Origin of the sequence: Bradyrhizobium sp. BRP56, from assembly GCF_020194035.1 — a bacterium.
Taxonomy (GTDB): Bacteria; Pseudomonadota; Alphaproteobacteria; order Rhizobiales; family Xanthobacteraceae; genus Bradyrhizobium; species Bradyrhizobium australafricanum.
The window spans coordinates 67,531-86,669 of sequence record NZ_JADYVV010000010.1 but is presented as its reverse complement, the minus strand read 5'-3'; the positions used below and the strand labels follow the sequence as shown (position 1 = coordinate 86,669).

General features: G+C 66.3%; 13 protein-coding genes. 5 read left to right on the top strand and 8 right to left on the bottom strand.

Features of this window, described 5'->3' with window-relative positions; translation table 11 throughout:
• Positions 1-10 precede the first annotated feature (10 nt).
• Positions 11-370: a hypothetical protein gene (locus tag I6F38_RS09700; RefSeq protein WP_225160138.1), complete on the bottom strand. Its 360-nt coding sequence runs from the start codon at positions 368-370 to the stop codon at positions 11-13.
• Positions 371-459: 89 nt separating this feature from the next.
• Positions 460-1,080 carry a hypothetical protein gene (locus tag I6F38_RS09695; RefSeq protein WP_225160137.1) on the bottom strand — a complete coding sequence of 207 codons (621 nt, stop codon included), beginning with the start codon at positions 1,078-1,080 and terminating at the stop codon, positions 460-462.
• A gap of 71 nt (positions 1,081-1,151) precedes the next feature.
• Here I6F38_RS09695 and I6F38_RS09690 point away from each other — a divergent pair, with 71 nt between their 5' ends.
• Positions 1,152-1,586 (top strand): hypothetical protein, encoded by a 435-nt coding sequence (locus tag I6F38_RS09690; protein ID WP_016840859.1) that lies wholly within the window; start codon positions 1,152-1,154, stop codon positions 1,584-1,586.
• A 14-nt stretch (positions 1,587-1,600) separates the two neighbouring features.
• On the opposite strand, the gene I6F38_RS09685 is transcribed toward I6F38_RS09690, so the two are convergent.
• A complete protein-coding gene (locus I6F38_RS09685; RefSeq protein WP_225160136.1) occupies positions 1,601-4,003 on the bottom strand; it encodes an EAL domain-containing protein in 2,403 nt (800 codons plus the stop codon).
• A 147-nt stretch (positions 4,004-4,150) separates the two neighbouring features.
• Positions 4,151-5,539, bottom strand: a complete 1,389-nt coding sequence (locus I6F38_RS09680; RefSeq protein WP_225160187.1) for an MFS transporter — start codon at positions 5,537-5,539, stop codon at positions 4,151-4,153.
• 617 nt (positions 5,540-6,156) lie between these two features.
• Between I6F38_RS09680 and I6F38_RS09675 the strand changes: the two genes are divergently transcribed.
• Both I6F38_RS09675 and I6F38_RS09670 read left to right on the top strand, forming a co-directional pair.
• A complete protein-coding gene (locus I6F38_RS09675; protein WP_028337716.1) occupies positions 6,157-7,233 on the top strand; it encodes a YbhN family protein in 1,077 nt (358 codons plus the stop codon).
• A gap of 153 nt (positions 7,234-7,386) precedes the next feature.
• Positions 7,387-9,303, top strand: a complete 1,917-nt coding sequence (locus tag I6F38_RS09670; RefSeq protein WP_225160186.1) for a hypothetical protein — start codon at positions 7,387-7,389, stop codon at positions 9,301-9,303.
• Between the two features lie 69 nt (positions 9,304-9,372).
• Here the strand turns inward: I6F38_RS09670 and I6F38_RS09665 are convergent, their stop codons facing one another.
• Complete coding sequence (locus tag I6F38_RS09665; protein ID WP_026193022.1) at positions 9,373-9,939, bottom strand: DUF2147 domain-containing protein; 567 nt, start codon at positions 9,937-9,939, stop codon at positions 9,373-9,375.
• 127 nt (positions 9,940-10,066) lie between these two features.
• Complete coding sequence (locus tag I6F38_RS09660; RefSeq protein WP_168855018.1) at positions 10,067-11,095, bottom strand: NAD(P)/FAD-dependent oxidoreductase; 1,029 nt, start codon at positions 11,093-11,095, stop codon at positions 10,067-10,069.
• 164 nt (positions 11,096-11,259) lie between these two features.
• Between I6F38_RS09660 and I6F38_RS09655 the strand changes: the two genes are divergently transcribed.
• Positions 11,260-11,721, top strand: coding sequence for a thioesterase family protein (locus I6F38_RS09655; protein ID WP_092085034.1), 462 nt, complete (start codon positions 11,260-11,262; stop codon positions 11,719-11,721).
• A gap of 6 nt (positions 11,722-11,727) precedes the next feature.
• Here I6F38_RS09655 and I6F38_RS09650 read toward each other — a convergent pair whose 3' ends face one another.
• Together I6F38_RS09650 and I6F38_RS09645 are read right to left on the bottom strand one after the other, a co-directional pair.
• On the bottom strand, positions 11,728-12,048 hold the full coding sequence (locus I6F38_RS09650) for a 2Fe-2S iron-sulfur cluster-binding protein (RefSeq protein ID WP_016841525.1): 321 nt from the start codon (positions 12,046-12,048) through the stop codon (positions 11,728-11,730).
• 161 nt (positions 12,049-12,209) lie between these two features.
• Positions 12,210-12,587: an Hpt domain-containing protein gene (locus I6F38_RS09645; protein WP_028338273.1), complete on the bottom strand. Its 378-nt coding sequence runs from the start codon at positions 12,585-12,587 to the stop codon at positions 12,210-12,212.
• 383 nt (positions 12,588-12,970) lie between these two features.
• Between I6F38_RS09645 and I6F38_RS09640 the strand changes: the two genes are divergently transcribed.
• Positions 12,971-18,988, top strand: coding sequence for a negative regulator of septation ring formation (locus I6F38_RS09640; protein WP_225160135.1), 6,018 nt, complete (start codon positions 12,971-12,973; stop codon positions 18,986-18,988).
• Positions 18,989-19,139: the final 151 nt, after the last annotated feature.

Sequence of the window (19,139 nt, the reverse complement as noted above, 5' to 3'; positions counted from 1 at the left end):
CGCCGGAGCATCAAAAGCCACAGGCCGCATACGTCTTGCTCACGAGACGAAAATGCGCGCCCTCGGGTACGAAGTCCACATCCAGGCACTGATTGCCTCTGCGATACTCCCCGATCACGCCGCACTGCAGATATTCGAGGTTTATCCGCCAGCGCTTTTCTTGCGGCGAGTAGGTCGCGAAGTCGTGCTGCGCGACCGGCGTTCCCTTGCAGATTCCGGCAACGTATTGCCGCACATCGGGCGGCAGATTGTCGATGTGATTGGGATCAAGCGGATCGTGCTTGTTGCCGAAGCCGCCGCCCTTGGCAACGGCCGGCGAGATGCTCAAGAGCACGAGGCATAGAGCCATAAATGGGGTCCGGATTGTCATCTGACCCTCCAGCCAAAAGCAAATCCGTCGCCGAGTTTACACCGCGTTGCTTACAACCCGCTTACAGTCCGGCCGCGCGAACCGCTGCCTCACTGATTGCGAACCGCCTTCGGCAGCAGCGCATCGGGCAATTGATCGAAGCTGTAGCGCCGCGGCCGGTTGCGCGTGACGAAACCGCCGACCTGCCAGGTGAACAGCGCGGCAAAGCCGACCAGGAACAGCGCGCCCATCCAGTTCGAGGTCAGCAGCGCCGTCAGCAGCAATCCGATCATTGCCACCGCAAGGCAGGCTAGCAGCGCCAGCGCGGCGGTGTACGTCTTCGGTCCGAGGCCTGCGACCAGCCTGGCGTTGCTGCCCGCCGCCTGCATCCGGCGATGCAGCTCGACGATGAAGTCGCGGTAGAGATGTCCCTGCGGCGCCACCAGCGTCGCGGTCTGCCAGGTGGTCGAGAGGATCGCGATCCGCCCGCCCTTGGCGTTGTCGATGTCGGCGCGAAACCGCTGCTGCTGCATCGAGACCGGGCGATAGGACAATTTCACCGCGGAGATGTCGGCATAGTCCCACACGCCGGACCTGCCGGCGATCCGCCACGACAGCCCGTCCTCGGTCAGCTCGAACTGGTGCGCCGAGCCGATCAATGAGGCCTTGTAGGCATAGCGCAGCGGCGAGCCCTCGCCTGCCTCCGATCGATCCTGCAACGTTGTTGGCAAGCCGCCGTTCCACCCGTCCAAATCCATCCACGCGCTTGCGCGGAACGTCATGGCTATCCTACAAGCGAGCCATGCCCGAGACGACCTATTTTCCGCGCTACCTCATCCTCGGCGGCGCGATGATATCCGGCGTGCTGCTGGCGCTTGCCGTGCACATGCTCGGCGCGCGCTACGGGCTCGATCTCGGCGGCCTGTGGCGCTCCGACAGCCACGAGTTCATGCCGGCGGGCGCCGCGATTGCGTGGTGGCTGATCGCGACCGTCGGATTTTCGGGCGGCTACTTCACCGCCAATCTGATGCACAGCGCGGTGGCCGGCCAGATCCCGCAGCGGATGCGTAACTTCCTGATCGTCGTCGGCGTGCTGATGCTGGCCGGCGCCGGCCAGGCCGCGTCGGCGCCGAGCACGGTCTCGACCATATCCGCCGTGCTCGCCGGCCTCGCCGCCCTGTGCCTCGGCGCAGTGATGGCGTTCTGCGGCGCCTATTTTGCCCTGCGCAAGAGCTGAGCTAGCCTTCCAACTCAGGCGACCGACCGTTCCGGCACCCTGCGCAACATCTTGGCGACGTCGGCTGCCGGCCGCGGCGGGCTGAACAGATAGCCCTGCGCCTGCGTGCAGCCCTCCCGACGCAGCAGGTCGAACTGGGTATCGGTCTCGACCCCTTCGGCTGTCGTGACGATGCCGAGGCTCTTGCCGAGGCCGGTGACCGCGCGCACGATCGCCATCGAGTCCTCGCGTGTCGCAAGATCGGTGACGAAGGACCGGTCGATCTTGATCTTGTCGAACGGGAAGCTGCGCAGATAGCTCAGCGAGGAATAGCCGGTGCCGAAATCGTCCAGCGAGATGCGGACGCCGAAGCCGCGCAGCTCATGCAGCACCGCGAGCGTCGCCTCGCTGTTCTGCAGCAGCACCGATTCGGTGATCTCGAGCTCAAGCCGGTCCGCCGACAGGCCCGATGCTTGCAGCGCCGCCTTCACCGACGACACCAGGTTCGGGTTCTTGAACTGCACCGGCGAGAGATTGACGGCAACCGCGACGGCCTCGGGCCAGCCCGCGGCATCCGCGCAGGCCTTGCGCAACACGATCTCGCCAAGCGGAACGATCAGCCCGGTTTCCTCGGCGACAGGAATGAAATTGTTCGGCGCGATCAGGCCACGCAACGAATGGTTCCAGCGCGCCAGCGCCTCGAAGGCGACGATCCGATCGCCCGCGACATCACGGATCGGCTGATAGTAGACCTCGAACTCGTCATGCTCGAGCGCGAGCCGCAGGTCGCGCTCCAGCAGGCGCCGCGCCTGCGCACGCGCATCCATCCCGGTCTCGAAGAAGCGATAGGTGCCGCGGCCGTCGGCCTTGGCGCGGTACAGCGCAAGATCGGCCTTTTGCAGCAATTCGTCGGGATCCTTGCCATCCTCGGGCGCGAGCGAGATGCCGATGCTGACGCCGATCACGAGCTGATGGCCGCCGATCTCGTAGGGCGCGGCGATCCGCTCGACCACGAGACTTGCCAGCGACGACACGACGGACGGCTCGCAATTGCTGCAGAACTGCACGATGGCGAATTCGTCGCCGCCAAGCCGCGCCACGGTGTCGTGCTCGGTGACGCATTCGCCCAGCCGGCGCGCGACTTCGCGGAGCAGCGCGTCGCCGATCGGATGTCCGAGCGTGTCGTTGATTTCCTTGAAATGATCGAGATCGAGACAGAGCACGGCCAGCTGGTCGGAGCGCTTGGCCAGTCGCGAGGCCTTCTCGAGCTGCTCGCGGAACAGCGTCCGGTTCGGCAAATTGGTCAGCGCGTCATGCCGCGCCATGTGCGAAATCTGTTCCTGGGCCTGCTGCCATTCGGTGATGTCCTCGAAGGTCGCAACCCAGCCGCCGCCCTTCATCGGCTGGTCGACGACACGGATCGCGCGCTCGTTGCGGCTGACGATCCGCGTCGCGCTGTGGCCGGCCTTTGCCTCTGCGACGAGAGCATTGCAGCACTCCTCGGGATCGCCGTCCCACTCGCCGATGGAATGGAGGTCCTGCAGGACGTCGATCAGCAGGCGTCCCTGCAGCGGTATGCGACTGCGCCCCATCATCTCGCTGTAGCGCTCGTTGAACAGCATGATGCGGCCGTCGGCATCGAACATGCACAGCCCCTGCGACATGTTCTCGAGCGCGGTATCGAGCACCACCTTCTGCTTGTGAAGCTCGGTCTTGGCGCGACGGTCGAGGATCGAGGCGATCAGCGAGAGGCCGAGGATCGCGAAGGCCGCAACGGCGGTCATGAACGAGAGCACGCGCGGCGAGACCGTAAGTCCGCCGGAAACGATCGTCGGATCCGGAACGAGCGTCACCGCGCCCATCGCGGTGAAATGATGCGAGACGATCGCGACGGTCAGAAGACCGGTCGCGGCGGCCGTGGTGCCGAAACGTTCGCCAAGGGTGGCAACGACGAGCGCGAGCGCGCCGAACAAGCTTCCGAACGCGATCGACGAGGCGACGATGCCCGGCGACCAGACGATGCGCGCGGGCAGTTCCAGCCCGAGCATGCCGGTATAATGCATCGCCGCGACACCGGCGCCGACGATCGCGCCACCGGCCGCAACCGTCTGCCAGCGTCCGTCGAGCGTGGCGACGGCCAATCCGACCGCCAGGATCGCAACCGCGAGCACCAGCGACAGCAGCGTGATGGGAATGTTGTACCCGGCTTCGATGCCGGGATCGTACGCCAGCATGGCGACGAAATGGGTGGCCCAGATACCGCAACCGCCGACCGCCGCATCGAGGCCGATCCAGATCTCGCGGGCCCGCCCCTGTGCGGCGCGGGCACGGTGAAACAGGCTGATCGCGACGGCGCTGGCGAGCAGGCAGATCACCCCGCCAAGGACGACCAGCCGCCAGTCATGTTCCAAAGTGAGACAGGTCAGAACGCGATACATATAGGCCCCCTTTATGGACCTATAAGAACAGACGCATTCGTGTAGGAACGGTAACCGCACCGCAGCAGGGTTCCACGCATGGTGAAAAAGCCTTGAATGCAGGCGATCGCATCAGGGCAAAGCTGAGAAGCCTCGCCGCAGCTCGTCTCAACGCCGAGCCTCTGACCATGCGCCGATCCAGATCAGCGCAGCCGCCGCCAGCAACACGCCGGCGGAGATGACGAGCGCCGCATGCAGGCCGGCGATGAAGGCCGCGGACCGGCTGACCATCGAGCCGAACAGTGCGACGCCGAGCACGCTGCCGGTCTGCCGGGTCGCGTTCAACACCCCGGCCGCGATGCCGGCATGCTGCGGCTCGGCGCTGCCGAGCAGCGCCGATGTCAGGGGCGGCACCAGCAGGCCGAGGCCGCCGCACACGGCCAGCAATTGCAGGCAGATCGCGAGATAGCTCGTGCCGGGGCCGATGAACAGCAGCGCAAGACATCCGGCGGCCGAGAGCGCGGCACCGAGCGCGATTGTCGCCGGCGCGCCGATCCGCTCCGCGACATGCGGCGCGATCAGGTTGGCGGGCAGCACGGCGCCGAGCATCGGCACGAACGCGAGGCCAGTGGCGAACGCCGACAGCCCGTTGACCTGCTGGAAGTAGAGGCTGAGCACGAAGATCAGGCCGTAGAACGCGACATTGACCAGGAGGCCGACCAGCGAGGTCAGGGCAAACATCCGGTGGCGAAACAGCGACAGCGGCAGCATCGGCTGCGGCGCGCGCGCCTCACGCCAGACGAACAGCACGGAGAAGACGGCGGCGAGAACGAAGCCCGCGATCACGAACGGGCTGCCCCAGCCGAGCGCGCCGCCTTCGATCAGCGCGCCGGCCAGCGTGCCGAGCGCGGCGATCGCCGCGACCTGACCCGGCAGATCGAGCCGGTGTTGCTGATGACGCGTGGTTTCGCTGGCAAAGCGCCAGGCGAGCCACAAGCCGGCGAGGCCGATCGGCAGGTTGACCAGAAAGATCGCGCGCCAGCCGACCAGCGCGATCAGTCCGCCGCCGACGAACGGGCCGGCGGTGAGCGCAAGGCTCGCGCCCGCGGCCCAGACACCGACCGCCCGTCCCCGCGCCTTCTCGTCTTCATAGGCATGGCGGAGCAGCGCCAGCGAGTTCGGCACCAGGATGGCCGCGGCCAGCCCCTGCACGCAGCGGGCGGCGATCAGCGTCGTCGCATCAGGCGCGATCGCGCAGCCAACCGATGCCGCGGTGAAGATCGCAAACCCGGCCATGAAGATGCGCTTGGCGCCGATCCGGTCGCCGAGCGCGCCCGCGGTCAGGATGAAGGCCGCAAAGGCGATCGTGTAGGCGCTAACCAGCCATTGCAGTTCGGCAACGCCACCGCCGAGCGAGGCGCCGATCGCGTTGAGCGCCGTGTTGACGATGGTGACATCGAGCTGCACGACGCCATAGCCGAGACTCATCGCGGCGAGCGTCAACGTCGCCGCGAGCCCGCTCGTTTGCTGATGCGACGTTGCGCGGCGGTCCGGCATGTGCCGGACGTTCAGGGAGGTCTGTTGCATGGTCTTGTCCTTGCTCTCGGCAACCAATGCGAGACATAGGCCTTCGTTTCGCCGCAACACTTCGCCACGGATCGAAGTGTGAAATCGCGTGCCTGGCCGGTCTGTCCGACGGCGGCCCGCTTGCGCGGCGTTTTGCCTCAATAGACCTACGGACCGCCCTCGCGCGGCTCGCCGGCCCGAGCGCAGGGCGGATCATGCGCATGCGCGCGTCGACCTCACACTTTGGTAAACGTCACAGCCGGCTCAGCCGTCCCCATGCTGATGCATATCGTCCATTCGCCGCGCGCCAACTAACCCGCATCGACGCCGGGACGGCCGCAAAATCGGCAAAAAAGCCGGCGAAACCGCCTGAAACGGCGGAACATGCAGTGGCCCCATCGCGGTCCTGCGACTCACATTCCGCAGAGCGAGAACATATGTAGCCAATATGACAATGACGCTGGACGAGGGCCGAAGGTTGGCTTGTCAAGGGCTGCACAACGCATCGGTTTTGCCTTATGGGTCATCGCGTACGGTGCGTTTGCCCGTCACCCGTCGCCGTCCGTGATCGGGTCCCACTGAAATTTGCCGCCCCGCCGGGAGGATGAATGCTTCGGCTGCTGACCACGCTCGGGCGTGGTTTCAAGGAAAAGATCGGCTGGAAACGGCTCGGGATCGCCGCGAGTGTGTTGATCATCGCGTTCGCGATCACGTCGCTTGTTCACACCCTGAAGGGCGTCGATACCGGCATCATTCTCACCGCGCTCACCAACATCGCGCCGCACCGGATCGCGCTGGCGGCGCTCTGCGTGGTCGGGGCGTTCTGCACGCTGACCTTCTACGACTTCTTCGCGCTGCGCACGATCGGCAAGATCCATGTCCCCTACCGCATCGCAGCGCTGTCGAGCTTCACGAGCTACACGATCGGCCACAATATCGGCGCCACGGTTTTCACCGGCGGCGCGATCCGCTTCCGGATCTATTCCGATTATGGCCTCTCCGCGATCGACGTCGCCAAGATCTGCTTTCTGTCGGGCCTGACCTTCTGGCTCGGCAATTTGTTCGTGCTCGGCTTCGGCATGGCCTGGCACCCGGCGGCGGCGTCGGCGATGGACCTGCTGCCGCCGGCGATGAACCGGCTGATCGCGCTCGGCTGCCTTGCCGGCATCGGTGCCTATTTCGTCTGGCTCCTGACCGGCGAGAAGCGCCGCGAGCTCGGCCAGAACGGCTGGAAGGTGGTGCTGCCCTCGGCCAAGCTGACGCTGTTGCAGATCCTGATCGGAGTGGTCGATCTCGGTTTCTGCGCGCTCGCAATGTACCTGCTGATGCCGACCGAGCCGCATATCGACTTCGTCTCGCTGGCGGTCGTGTTCATCCTGGCGACGCTGCTCGGCTTCGCCAGCCACGCCCCCGGCTCGATCGGCGTGTTCGACGCCGCGATGCTGGTGGCGCTGCCGGAGTTCAGCAAGGAACAATTGCTGGCGACGCTGGTCGTGTTCCGCATCCTCTACTTCCTGATCCCGTTCGGGATTTCGATCTCGATCATGGGCATGCGCGAGCTCTGGCTCAACGTGGTGCAGCCTTGGCAAGAGCGGAAACGGCTAAGCCAAGCCTGCACGGCTTCGGCGACCGTGCGGCAACCGATCGAAAGCCGGCAGCAGCGGGTCAGGCAGCTGAAACGGTAACGGACAACGTTATCGGCCCCTGTGCGGGCCCTCGACCCCGGATTTTCGATCCTCGCGACCGCTTCTCTTATTTTCGCCGTACCGCTCGCGTCAAACCGCGCCATGATTGGCTTTTTGGTTCGATTTTCGTTTCGGGTGACGGTCTGCAGCGTGCTGCTCGGCAGCGCGCTGGCCGCGGTCTTCGCATCGGCCGCGGACGCGCAGGACAACCAGTTGCAGATCTCCTGGGAGGTCCGCAACCGCTTCCGCCTGTTCCGCGAGGAACGCGACTTCCGCCTGCATGTCGAGAGCGGGCTTGGCCGCAGCGTGCTGGCCTCGGAACAGACGCTGGAACTGCAAAGCGACGGCCGCGGCTGGGCGCGCAACACAGTGAACCGGCTCTGCATCGACCTGCAGGGCCGCGTCAGCGAACCCTGCACGCGCGACAACGTCAAGGAAAGCTATCTGACGCCGATCGATCATCCGATCGTCGTACGGCTCACCGGGCCGGTTCCGGTCGGCGCGACCTGCGCCTGGTCGTTCGACGACGGCGACGGGCCGCAATCCTCGACATTCGATTGCGCCGAGCCGATCAACCTGCGCGTCCGCTACGGCCGCACCACGGTCGCGACCGTCGACGTCGCAAGCGGCTCGGACGCCAACCAGCGCGTGACGACGCAGATCGAGGTGCGCGACTTGCTGATCGCGGGCCTCGGCGACAGCATCGCATCCGGCGAGGGCAATCCCGACCGCGCGATTGCGCTCTCCGACGAGGGGTTCTGCTTCCGCTCCTATCTCGGCGGGGCGCAATATTACCGGCCGAGCCGCGCCGGCTACAAAGGCGGCCGCGCCTGCGAAGCACCGGACACCCTGACCAACTGGCAGCGCCAGAGCGCGCTGTGGCTCAACTCGGCCTGTCACCGATCGCTGTACAGCTACCAGACCCGCACCGCGCTCGCGCTCGCCGTGCAATATCCGCACATCGCGGTGACCTATCTGCCGCTGGCCTGCACCGGCGCCAGCATCGCCGACGGCCTGCTCGGCTCGCAGCAGGCGCGGGAATGCCTGCCGACGAAGACAGCCAACACCTGCTCGGGCACCGTCAACGGCCAGATCGCCGAGCTGCGCACGGCACTCGCCGCCGCCAAGCGCCGTCAGCCCGACCGCACCCTCGACCTCGTGCTGCTCTCGATCGGCGCCAACGACATCTACTTCTCCGGCCTCGTCGCCAACGTGATCGTCGACACGCCGACCGAGCGCACGCTGTTCAGCCGCGGCGGCTCGATGGCCAGCGTCGAGGATGCCCGTTCGGCGCTGGCGCGCGACCTGCCGGCCGATTTTGCCAAGCTGCGCGATGCGCTGAAGCCGCTGGTCGGCGGCGATCTCTCGCACGTGATCTACACGGCCTACGCCAATCCGGCGCTGGCCAATGGCGGCGCGCCCTGCCCCGGCGGCCGCGCCGGCTTCGAGATCCATCCCTCGTTCAACGCGGATCCCAACCGCCTCGCGTCGGTCTCGAGCTTCGTGCAGAACGAGTTCCTGCCGCAGCTCAAGGCGATCGCGCAGTGCCAGTCCGGCATTATCTGCCGCAATCCGCAGGCCGACCGCATGACCTTCGTCGATGCGCATCAGGACGCGTTTGCGAGCCATGGCTTCTGCGCACGCGCCTCGACCGATCCGGAATTCGACCGCGACTGCTTCGCTGCCAACGGCGAGAGCTTCGTCTCGGACATCGTCGCCGCCGCCAACCAGCCGCTGAAATGCGGCCGCAGCGCCGGCGAATACCGCGCCTATCTGCCGCGCGCGCGCTGGATCCGCGACGCCAATGACAGCTACTTCACGGCGATGACCTACCCGCAGGGCCTGCCGTCCTCGATGCAGCCAAGCGACATCCACGACGCGACATGGGGCATCCTGTCGGCGGTGTATGGCGGCGCGGTGCATCCGAGTGCCGAAGGCCATGCCGCGATGGCCGATGCGGCGGTCCCCGCGGCCGCCACCGTGCTGCAGTTGAACACCGCTGTGCCCGAAGTGATTACCGAGCCGGTCGCGCCACTGCCGATGCCGATTGCACCGACGGGACAGCGCTGAACGCTCACGCTGCCACGCAGGAGCGGAGCGTGAGCGCGCGCAGATCGGAGCGTTAGCGAGAGAGAAGTGTTAGTGCCGCTTCGTCGCGGGCACCGGCGCGGCCGGCTTCGCCACCGCGGCTTGCGCCGGCAGGTATTTGGCGACGATCGCGGGATCGAGCTGGGCCACCGCGGTGTCAGGCAGCCGGGTCCAGACCTCATCCTTGCCGAACAGAGAGATGCCGAGAAAGCCGCGCATGGTCAGCGTCTGACCATCGGCGCTCAACGTCATCTTGGCCTTGTAGACCTTGCCGTTGCGCGGATCGAGCACGTTGCCGCCTTCATAGGCGAGCCCGTTGCGCTTCATGTCGCGAATGAGGGGAATGCCGAGCCACGGCATGTCCTTGCGATCGTCGGTGCATTTCGAGCAGACCGGATTGGGCGGATCGCCGGGCGATGAAAACATCTTTGCGATCATGCCTTCGAACAGACCATTGCGCTCGATCACCAGGAACCAGCCCTCGGGCTTGCCGTCTTCGACCTTTTGCCAAAGGCCGGCAGCCGACGGGTCGGCCGCCGAGGCCGCAAGCGGAGCAGCTAGCGCAAAGGCCGTGGCGATCGCGAGGATCAGCCGAAGTCTGGATAGCGTGTTCCGCATCATCATCACCTGATCAATCGACCAACTCGACTACAAGCAGACTACGGCCATTTCACGGAGTGTTCCAGTACTCGCGCCGCGCAGGAAATGGCCCATGCCCCTGGCACTGGTCTCCGCTCGAGTGAAATCAGTTCACCCCGAGCTTCTTCTGCAGACTCGATGACGAGGTTGTGTACTGGAACACCAGCCGCTTGTCCGGATACACGTAGCGGTGCGCCTTCTGCGCCATCAGCGCACCCTCGTGGAAGCCGGAGAGAATGAGCTTGAGCTTGCCCGGATAGGTGTTGATGTCGCCGATCGCGAAGATGCCGGACACGTTGGTCTCGAACGCCGCGGTGTCGACCGGCACCAGATTGTTCTCCAGCGCCACGCCCCAGTTCGCGACCGGGCCGAGCTTCATGGTGAGTCCGAAGAACGGCAGCATCGTATCGCAGGCGATCGTCGAGACCGCATTGTCGTTGCCCTTGAGCGCCGCGCCCGAGAGCTGGCCGTTGGCGCCTTCGAGCCCCGTGACCTGGCCGATCTTCAGATCCATCCTGCCGTCGGCAACGAGCGCACGCATCTGCTCGACGCTGTGCGGCGCCGCGCGGAAATCGTCGCGCCGGTGCAGCAGCGTGATGCGCTTGGCGATCGGATGCAGATTGAGCGTCCAGTCGAGCGCGGAATCGCCGCCGCCGACGATCAGGATGTTCTTGTCTCGGAATTGCTCCATCTTGCGCACGGCATAAAACACCGACGTGCCTTCATAGGCCTCGATGCCCGGCACCGGCGGGCGCTTCGGCTGGAACGAGCCGCCACCGGCCGAGATCACGACGACCTTGCACTCGAACTCCTTGCCGGCGTCGGTCTTCACCCGGAACAGGGGATCGCCGATCTTCTCGATGCTCTCGACCATCTCGTTGAGATGGAAGGTCGGGCCGAACGGCTTGATCTGCTCCAGCAGCTGTTCGGTGAGGCCCTGACCGGTGACGAAGGGAATTCCGGGAATGTCGTAGATCGGCTTCTCCGGATAGAGCTCGGCGCATTGCCCGCCGATCTTGTCGAGGATGTCGACCAGATGCACCTTCATGTCGAGCAGGCCCAGTTCGAACACGGCGAACAGTCCGCAGGGGCCCGCGCCAATAATCAGCACATCGGTCTTGATCGCTTCGCTCATGTCCGCTTCTTTTCAGTTGAAATCGACTGGACGGCTTTTTCGCCTGTCCAGCCAAGTGGGCCGGATCGCGACATGCATAATAGGGACAGCGGCTGGCGCGGCAACCCCTTGCCGAGCCTGCGCAACTCGGCTGTATGGGCGGGAAACCGACGGAGATCCCCCTCGTGAATGCCCCTGTCCGTGCTGACGATGCGCCGCGCCTGGAAGACTTTCCCTACCGCCTGTCCGACAATGTGCGCTTTGCCGATCTCGACCCCAACGGGCACGTCAACAACGCCGTCTATGCGAGCTATTTTGAAACCGGCCGCGTCACGCTGGTGAAGGACCGCAGCATGGGGCTGATGCCGGCGGGGCTCGGCTGGATCATGGTGCGCCTCGACATCCATTTCCGCGCCGAGCTGCACTGGCCGGGTCAGATCGAGCTCGGGCTCGGTCTCGTCAAGTTTGGACGCACATCGACCACCTTCGACCAGGTGGTGTTTTCGGAAGGCAGATGCGTGGCATCGGCGAAGGCGGTCACGGTGATGATCGATGAGGCCACGCGGAGGCCGGCGCCGCTGCCGGCGGAGGTCAAGCAGAACTTCCGCCGCTGGGTCCGTCGCGGAGTGAATCCGGACGGCGAATAAGAGATCCTAGGCCTGTCGCTCCGGCGTCGACACGACCAATCCGTCGAGATCGTCGGTCACCTTGATCTGGCAGGACAGCCGCGAATTCGGACGCACGTCGAAGCCGAAATCCAGCATGTCCTCTTCCATCGGCGACGGCGCGCCGACCTTCTCGCGCCAGGCTTCATCGACATAGACATGGCAGGTCGCACAGGCGCAGGCGCCGCCGCATTCGGCTTCAATGCCGGGAATGGCGTTGCGGATTGCGCCTTCCATCACCGTCGCGCCGTTCTCGATGTCAACTGTGCGTTTCTCGCCGGAATGGTCGATAAAGTGGATTTTGGCCATGATTGCTCGTGCTGCCGGAATGCGCCGGACGATGGATGGAAAGGTCCCGGGCAGTCGTATAACGGGTCGGTCCGCACAGCGCTAGCGCGGAGACCGAAAACCTGCCAGCCGGTTGGGAAGCCGCCCAAGCCTTCGCAGCGGGCCGCCGAGACGCCGGACGCCTAGGAGCGGCCCAGGATCAGCTCGATCGCCGTGCGCGCCTCGGCGATCGCGGCGCCGAGCGCGGCAAGCGGCTGGGCCGCATCGGAACCGCCGGTCAGCGCGGTCTCCAGCTGGGCAGCAGCCTCGGCGACGCCGAAGGCGCCGATCGCCCGCGCCGATCCTTTCAGGGTGTGGGCATGGGTCGCCGCCTCCGGCGGCAAGGCGGCCAGTTCACCGAGGATCCGGGCCGACTGGGTCGAGAACATGGCCAGCACTTCCCGCTCGAGGCCCGGATCGCCCAGCGTCATGCGCTGAAGATGATCGACGTCGATCGGCCCGGCGCCGGGCGCCAGCGGCGGCGATTGCGTCCATTCGACCCGTTCGAGGTGAAGCGGCATGGCCTGTCCCTGTCGTCTCCGCCGGGCCCTCGCCGGCGGATCGTTGGCCCAGCCAATCACGAAACTGGTTAACGGATTGTTGTTGGGATGATCGGCAAAACCGCCCGATTATGGACAATTTCCGGACACAATCGGCGCTCTAGAGCGGGAATTTCGAGTGCCCATAAGGCCTTATGGCGCAAAGCTGTTAACGATGATTAAGAAAGTATTAATCGCAAGCATTTCATTCGCATCGCTCTCCCAATAGGATGTTTGCGGATGTAGCGGACAAGCCGCCCAGGGGGGCCGGCTTGCGCTCCGCTTGTGGGCACCGGCTTCGAGCTTGCGTGGGGACGATCGCAGGCTCGCCGACGCGTAAAATAGTGAGAGGGCTCAGACTGAACATGGCGAACACTCCCAAGAAGGTCAAAGATCCCACCGAAGTCGCGCTTTCTGCCATCCAGGAAGCCCTCAACATCAGCGAACAGGGCGCGGAGAATCGCAGCCCCCTCAACGAAGGCGCCGCGCCGCCGAACCTGCCGCCCGCTGCCGATTTTTCAGCCACATCGTTCGAGTCCCGTCCGAGTAATTCCGATCGTTCGGCGTTCGAGCCGATCGAAGAACCGCGCGCGCCGCGCCGCGCCGCCAATGATGATCGCGAAACCATCGGCCAGATGCTGCAGACGCTGCAGGGAGGACGCGCGCGCAACGCCTTCACGCTGTTCTTTGTCTGCTCCGGCGCCTGGCTGCTGGGCGGCGTCATCCTCACCATCGCGTTCTGGCCGGCCCTGCAGGCCTCGATGGCCCAGGGCACCGGCGTCCTGGTGCTCGCCGGCCTTGCCGCGCTGTTCGCCGTGCCGATCCTGCTGTTCTACTATCTCGCCAGCCTCGCCGCGCACGGTCAGCGCATGCAGATGATCGCGCAATCGATGGCGCAGGTCGCGATGCGATTCTCCGAGCCGGAAAACGCCGCCGCCGATTCCATGGTGACGGTCGGCCAGGCGATCCGCCGCGAAGTCGCGGCGATGGGCGACGGCGTCGAGCGCGCGATCGCGCGCGCCGGCGAACTCGAGACCCTCGTCGCCAACGAGGTCGCGGCGCTGGAACGCGCCTATTCCGACAACGAGGTGCGCATCCGCGCGCTGCTGCAGGACATCGCCCACCAGCGCGACAACCTGGTCGGCCAGGCCGAGCAGGTGCGCAGCGCGATCTCCGGCGTGCAGATCGACCTGCGCCACGACATCGCGCTGATCTCCGACGCGATCGCCTCGCGCGTCGACGAGGTCGCCAAGAGCATCACCGGCGCGCTGGAAGAGCGCGGCCAGCACATCACCACCGCGCTGAGCCATGCCGGCGACAACATGATCCTCGCGCTCGGCGAGCGCGGCGGCGACCTGCTCGACCGTCTCGAGGAAGCCAGCGCCGAGACCACGCGCGCGGTGATGGACGCCTCCGAGCGGCTGACCACCAGCCTCAACTTCAAGACCGGCCATGTCCATGACGAGTTCGTCGATCTGGCCGATCGCGTCCACGAGTTGCTCAACGAGCGCATCGACCGCATCACCGGCGAGTTCGAGCAGCGTTCGTCTGTCATCGTCGACGGCATCTCCGACCGCACCGAAGAGGTCCACGACTCCCTGAAGAACTCCGCGGACTCGCTGCTGCTCGAGCTCGAGCTGCGCAGCAACGACCTCGTCAGCAAGATCGACGATGCCGGCAACCGCCTCGCCGGCCAGATCATGACGTCCGGCGACAAGGCAAGCGAGGCGCTCGACGTCACCGTCAATTCGCTGGTCGCCAAGGTGGTGGGCCAGACCGAGACCGCGCACGACTCGCTGTCGCTGCAGATGAGCGCGTTCGACGACCTGGTGAGGAACCATGGCAGCGAGCTCGCCGAGAAATTCGCCCGCGACTCCGGCACGCTCGGCGCGCTGATCACCCGCCACATCTCGGAATTCGACCGCACGGTGAAGACCTTCGGCGGCGACATCGTCGAGCGCATGGGCCAGCGGACCCAGGACATCGCCGACAGCCTGAAGACCTATGTCGACACCTTCGACCATCGTGTCACCACCAACAGCGGCGAAATCACCGCCTCACTCGACCAGCGCCTGCTGCAGTTCGAGACCACGCTCGGCAGCCGCGTCACCAATCTCGACACTTCGCTGACCAACAAGCTGTCCTCGTTCGATAGTTCGCTCGCCAGCAAGATCGGCTCGTTCGACGGCCGTCTGCAATCGCTCGATGATGCGATCGACGGCCGCATGAAGTCCCTCGAGGTCACCTTCGAGAGCCGCGCCAAGTCGGTCACCGACACCATCGATGGCCATCTCGGCACGCTCGCGACCCAGCTGACCGACGGCGCCTCTCAGGCGATCCAGTCGATCGACTCGCGGCTTGGCCTGCTCACCACCACCCTGACCGAAGGCACCGTGCAGGCGATCGCCGCGGTCGACCATCGCATCAACGGCGTCACCGAGACCATCGACGGCCACAGCGTCCGCCTGGTCGACACCCTCAACGGCCACAGCACCCGCCTCGCCGACACCATCAATGGTCACAGCGCGAATCTGACCGACACCATCTCGGCGCGGTTCGCCGACATCCAGCAGGGCATCGAGAGCCGCGTCGGCGTCATCGCCGGCGACATCGACACCCGCGTCGCGCAGTTCGAGGACCTGCTGGGCTCGCGCGTCGAGGCCGTCGCCGGCCGCATCGAGAGCAGCGGCCGCCAGGCGAGCGAGGACCTGATGTCCCGCGCCGAGCTGTTGTCGTCGAGCATCAAGTCCCATGTCGAGGACGCCGAGCGCTCGCTGACCAACCTCGTGGTCAACACCAGCGAAACCATCCAGACCGGCGCGCGCACCGCGCAGCAGGCGCTGCTCACCGTGTCCGCGGACGTCGGCAACCAGCTCAAGCTGAGCTCGGCCGAGGTCGAGAGCGTGCTGACCGCCGTCGGCACCAGCGCCGCCAACTCGATCCTCACCAGTGCCCGCGACGCCCAGGTGTCGCTGGTCTCGGCCTCCGGCGACGTCGCCTCGCAGATCAAGGCGCTGTCCGAGGATGTCGAGCGCACGCTGCAGGCGGCCGGCAGCGCCACCGCAGCCTCCGTGCTGTCCGGCGCCCGCGACGCGCAGACCACGCTGGTCAGCGCCTCGGTCGAAGCCGCAAGCCAGGTCAAGTCGCTGGCCACCGATGTCGAGCAGTCGCTGTCGATGGCCGGCTCTGCCGCCGCCGAGGCGATCATGACCGGTGCCCGCGAGGCCCAGACCACGCTGATCTCGACGTCGACCGACGTCACCGGCCAGGTCAAGTCGCTCGCCAGCGACGTCGAGCGTTCGCTCTCGATGGCCGGCACCGCGACCGCGGAAGCCGTCGTCGCCTCCGCTCGCGAGGCCCAGAGCACGCTTACCGGTGCATCCACCGAAGCGGCCAACCTGGTCCGCACGCTCGCGGCCGAGGTGCAGCACTCGCTCTCGACCGCCGGCACCACCACCGCGGAATCCATCGTCGCCTCCGCCCGCGAAGCCCAGAGCACGCTGGCCGGCGCGTCGACCGACGCCAACAATCTGGTGCGAACGCTGTCGGCCGACATCGAGCGCTCGCTGTCGATGGCGGGCTCCGCCACCGCGGAAGCCGTCGTCGCCTCCGCTCGCGAGGCCCAGAGCACGCTGGCCGGCGCGTCGACCGACGCGGCCAATCTGGTCCGCACGCTGTCGGCTGACATCGAGCGCTCGCTGTCGATGGCGGGCTCCGCCACCGCGGAAGCCGTCGTCGCTTCCGCCCGCGCGGCCCAGAGCACGCTGGCCGGCGCATCCACCGAGGCCGCCGATCTGGTCCGCACCCTCGCGGCCGATATGGAACGTTCGCTGTCGATGGCCGGCTCCGCCACCGCGGAATCGATCACGTCAGGCGCGCGTGAGGCCCAGAGCACCCTGGTCAACGCGTCGAGCGAGGCTGCGACCAAGGTGTCGGCACTTGCCGCCGACATCCAGCGTGCGCTGTCGATGGCCGGCTCCGGCACCGTCGAGATGCTGACGGCCGGCGCCCGCGAGGCGCAGAACACCCTCGTCACCGCGTCGACGGAAGCAGCCAACCACGTCAAGTCGCTCGCCGTCGATGTCGAGCGCACCCTGACCTCGGTCGGCACCAACACCGCGCAGGCGATCCTCGGCAGCGCCCGCGAGGCCCAGAGCTCGTTCGTGGCGACCTCCAGCGAGGCCGCAAGCCAGATCCGCGAGATCTCCGCCGAGATCGAGCGCTCGCTGACCACGGCCAGCGCGGAGACTGCGCAGACCATCTTAGGCAGCGCCCGCGAGGCCCAGAGCTCGTTTGCGGCGACCTCCGCCGATGCCGCCGCCCAGATCCGCACGCTCTCGACCGATATCGAGCGCGCGCTGAGTGCGGTCACGGCCAAGACCACCGACAACATCCAGACTTCGGCGCAGAACGCGCAGGCCGCGCTGATCACCATGTCCAACGAGGTCTCGACCAAGGTCAAGACGACCTCCGCCGACATCGAACGTTCGGTGCTGTCGGCCTCCAGCGCGTTCGGCTCGGCGATGACCGGCAAGACCGACGAAATCGTCACCTATGTGCAGCAGCAGACCGAGCGTCTGTCGCAGATGGTCGACGGCCGCCGCGGCTCGCTGGTCGAGGCGCTGACCGCCAAGACCACGCAGCTGTCGAGCGACATGGATCGCGCCACCGCGGATGCGCTGAAGGCGATCGAAGCCCGCGGCCTCGCCTTCTCGCAGTCGATGTCGGCCCATGGCAGCGATGTCGCGCGCAACATCACCTCGGCCGGCGATCAGGCGACCGGCGCGGTGGCGAAGTCGCTCAAGGAGCTCGAGCAGGCCTCGCGCGCGGCGATCGACCAGTCGCGCCAGGTCTCGATCTCGGCCGTCACGGAGATGCAGGAGACCAGCAAGATCCTGCGTACCGATACGGTCGCGCTGTTCGAGCGGCTGCGCGAAGGCAACATCCTCTTGCAGGAAGTGTTGACCGGCGCCCACGACAACCTCAACTCGCTGGAGCGCGCGCTGGTGACCCGCGTGGCCGACTTCGTGTCCGCCATGAACGACGTCACCTCGCGCAACGGCGTGGCAACCCAGACGCTGGAAGACCAGCTCACGGTGTTCAACAGCAAGACCGGCAAGGCGCTGGAAGATCTCGGCGCGCTGTCGAGCCAGTTCGAGACCCACGGCAAGGCGCTGATCGATGCGGCTGCCTTGGTCGAGCAAGCCAACCGCTCGACGACGGCCTCCGTGAGCGAGCGAAAGTCGGCACTGGAAGCGCTGGTCACGACCATCGACCTTCGCACCACCGATCTCGACCAGCGGCTGTCGCGCTTCACCGGGCTGCTCGATGAATCGCTCGGAGCGGCCGAGGAACGCGCTCGCGACATCGCCCGCGTGGTGGCGGAGACCGCAGGCGCCGGTTCGGCTGCGATCAGCAAGCAGTTCGAGGCGGTGCGCCTGGCGGCCGAGAACGAGCGTCAGCAGACCGTCGACGCCATGAACGACCTCTACCAGCAGAGCAACGCCGAGACCGATGCGATGTTCAAGGAATCGACGGAGAAGTTCTCCGCGATGGTCACGGCGATGAAGCAGATGGCGAGCGAGATGCAGAGCGAGCTCGAGGCCACCCGCAACGAGCTGCGCCGCGGCGTGCTCGAAATGCCGCAGGAGGCCGCCGAGAACACCGCGCAGATGCGCAAGGTAATCGTCGACCAGATCGAGGCGCTGGCCGAGCTGAACCGCATCGTCGCTCATCACGGCCGGGGACTCGACGTGGTCTCGACCAACCGCGCCAGCGTTCGCCACGAAGAGCCGGTGGTGGCTGCCGCCGGCGGCCGCGGCGATGTGCGGATGCGGGACAACGGCAACAGCGCCTCGACGCTGCCGCCGCCGGATCTCGGCATGACGAGCTCGCGCCGCACCGAGGCCCCGTCGGTCAGCCCGGCAGGCTCCAACAACAACGGCGACGGCTGGCTGTCCGACCTGCTCAACCGCAGCGACGCACCGCCACCTGCCCCGCAGAGCCGCGACGCCCAGCAGCGCCCGCGTCCACAGCAGCAGCCCGTCAATCCGCTGGAGTCGCTGTCGCTCGACATCGGCCGGCTGATGGACCGCACGCTTGCGGCCGAGATGTGGGATCGCTACCAGCGCGGCGAGAACAAGGCGTTCTCCAAGCGCCTCTACACGCCGGCCGGCCAGAAGGCCTTCGATGAGGTGGCCCGCAAGTACCGCTCCGACCGCGGCTTCAAGCAGACGGTCGACCGCTACATCGCGGAGTTCGAGCGCCTGCTCGACGAAGTCGCCCGCGACGGCCGCGGTCAGCAGGAGCTGAGCAGCCACCTGACCTCGGAAACCGGGCTGGTCTACACCCTGCTCGCGCACGCTGCGGGACGGCTGGGGTAAGCCGGCGAAGTAAGCGAGGAGCGAATAGCAAATGGAAACGGAGGCCGAAGGGCCTCCGTTTTATTTTGGGGCGCCGCCGCAGAGTCTCGCTGTGGCACCGGCGTGCCAGTACTAGCCGGCATCATTGCGAGGAGCGCAAGCGACGAAGCAA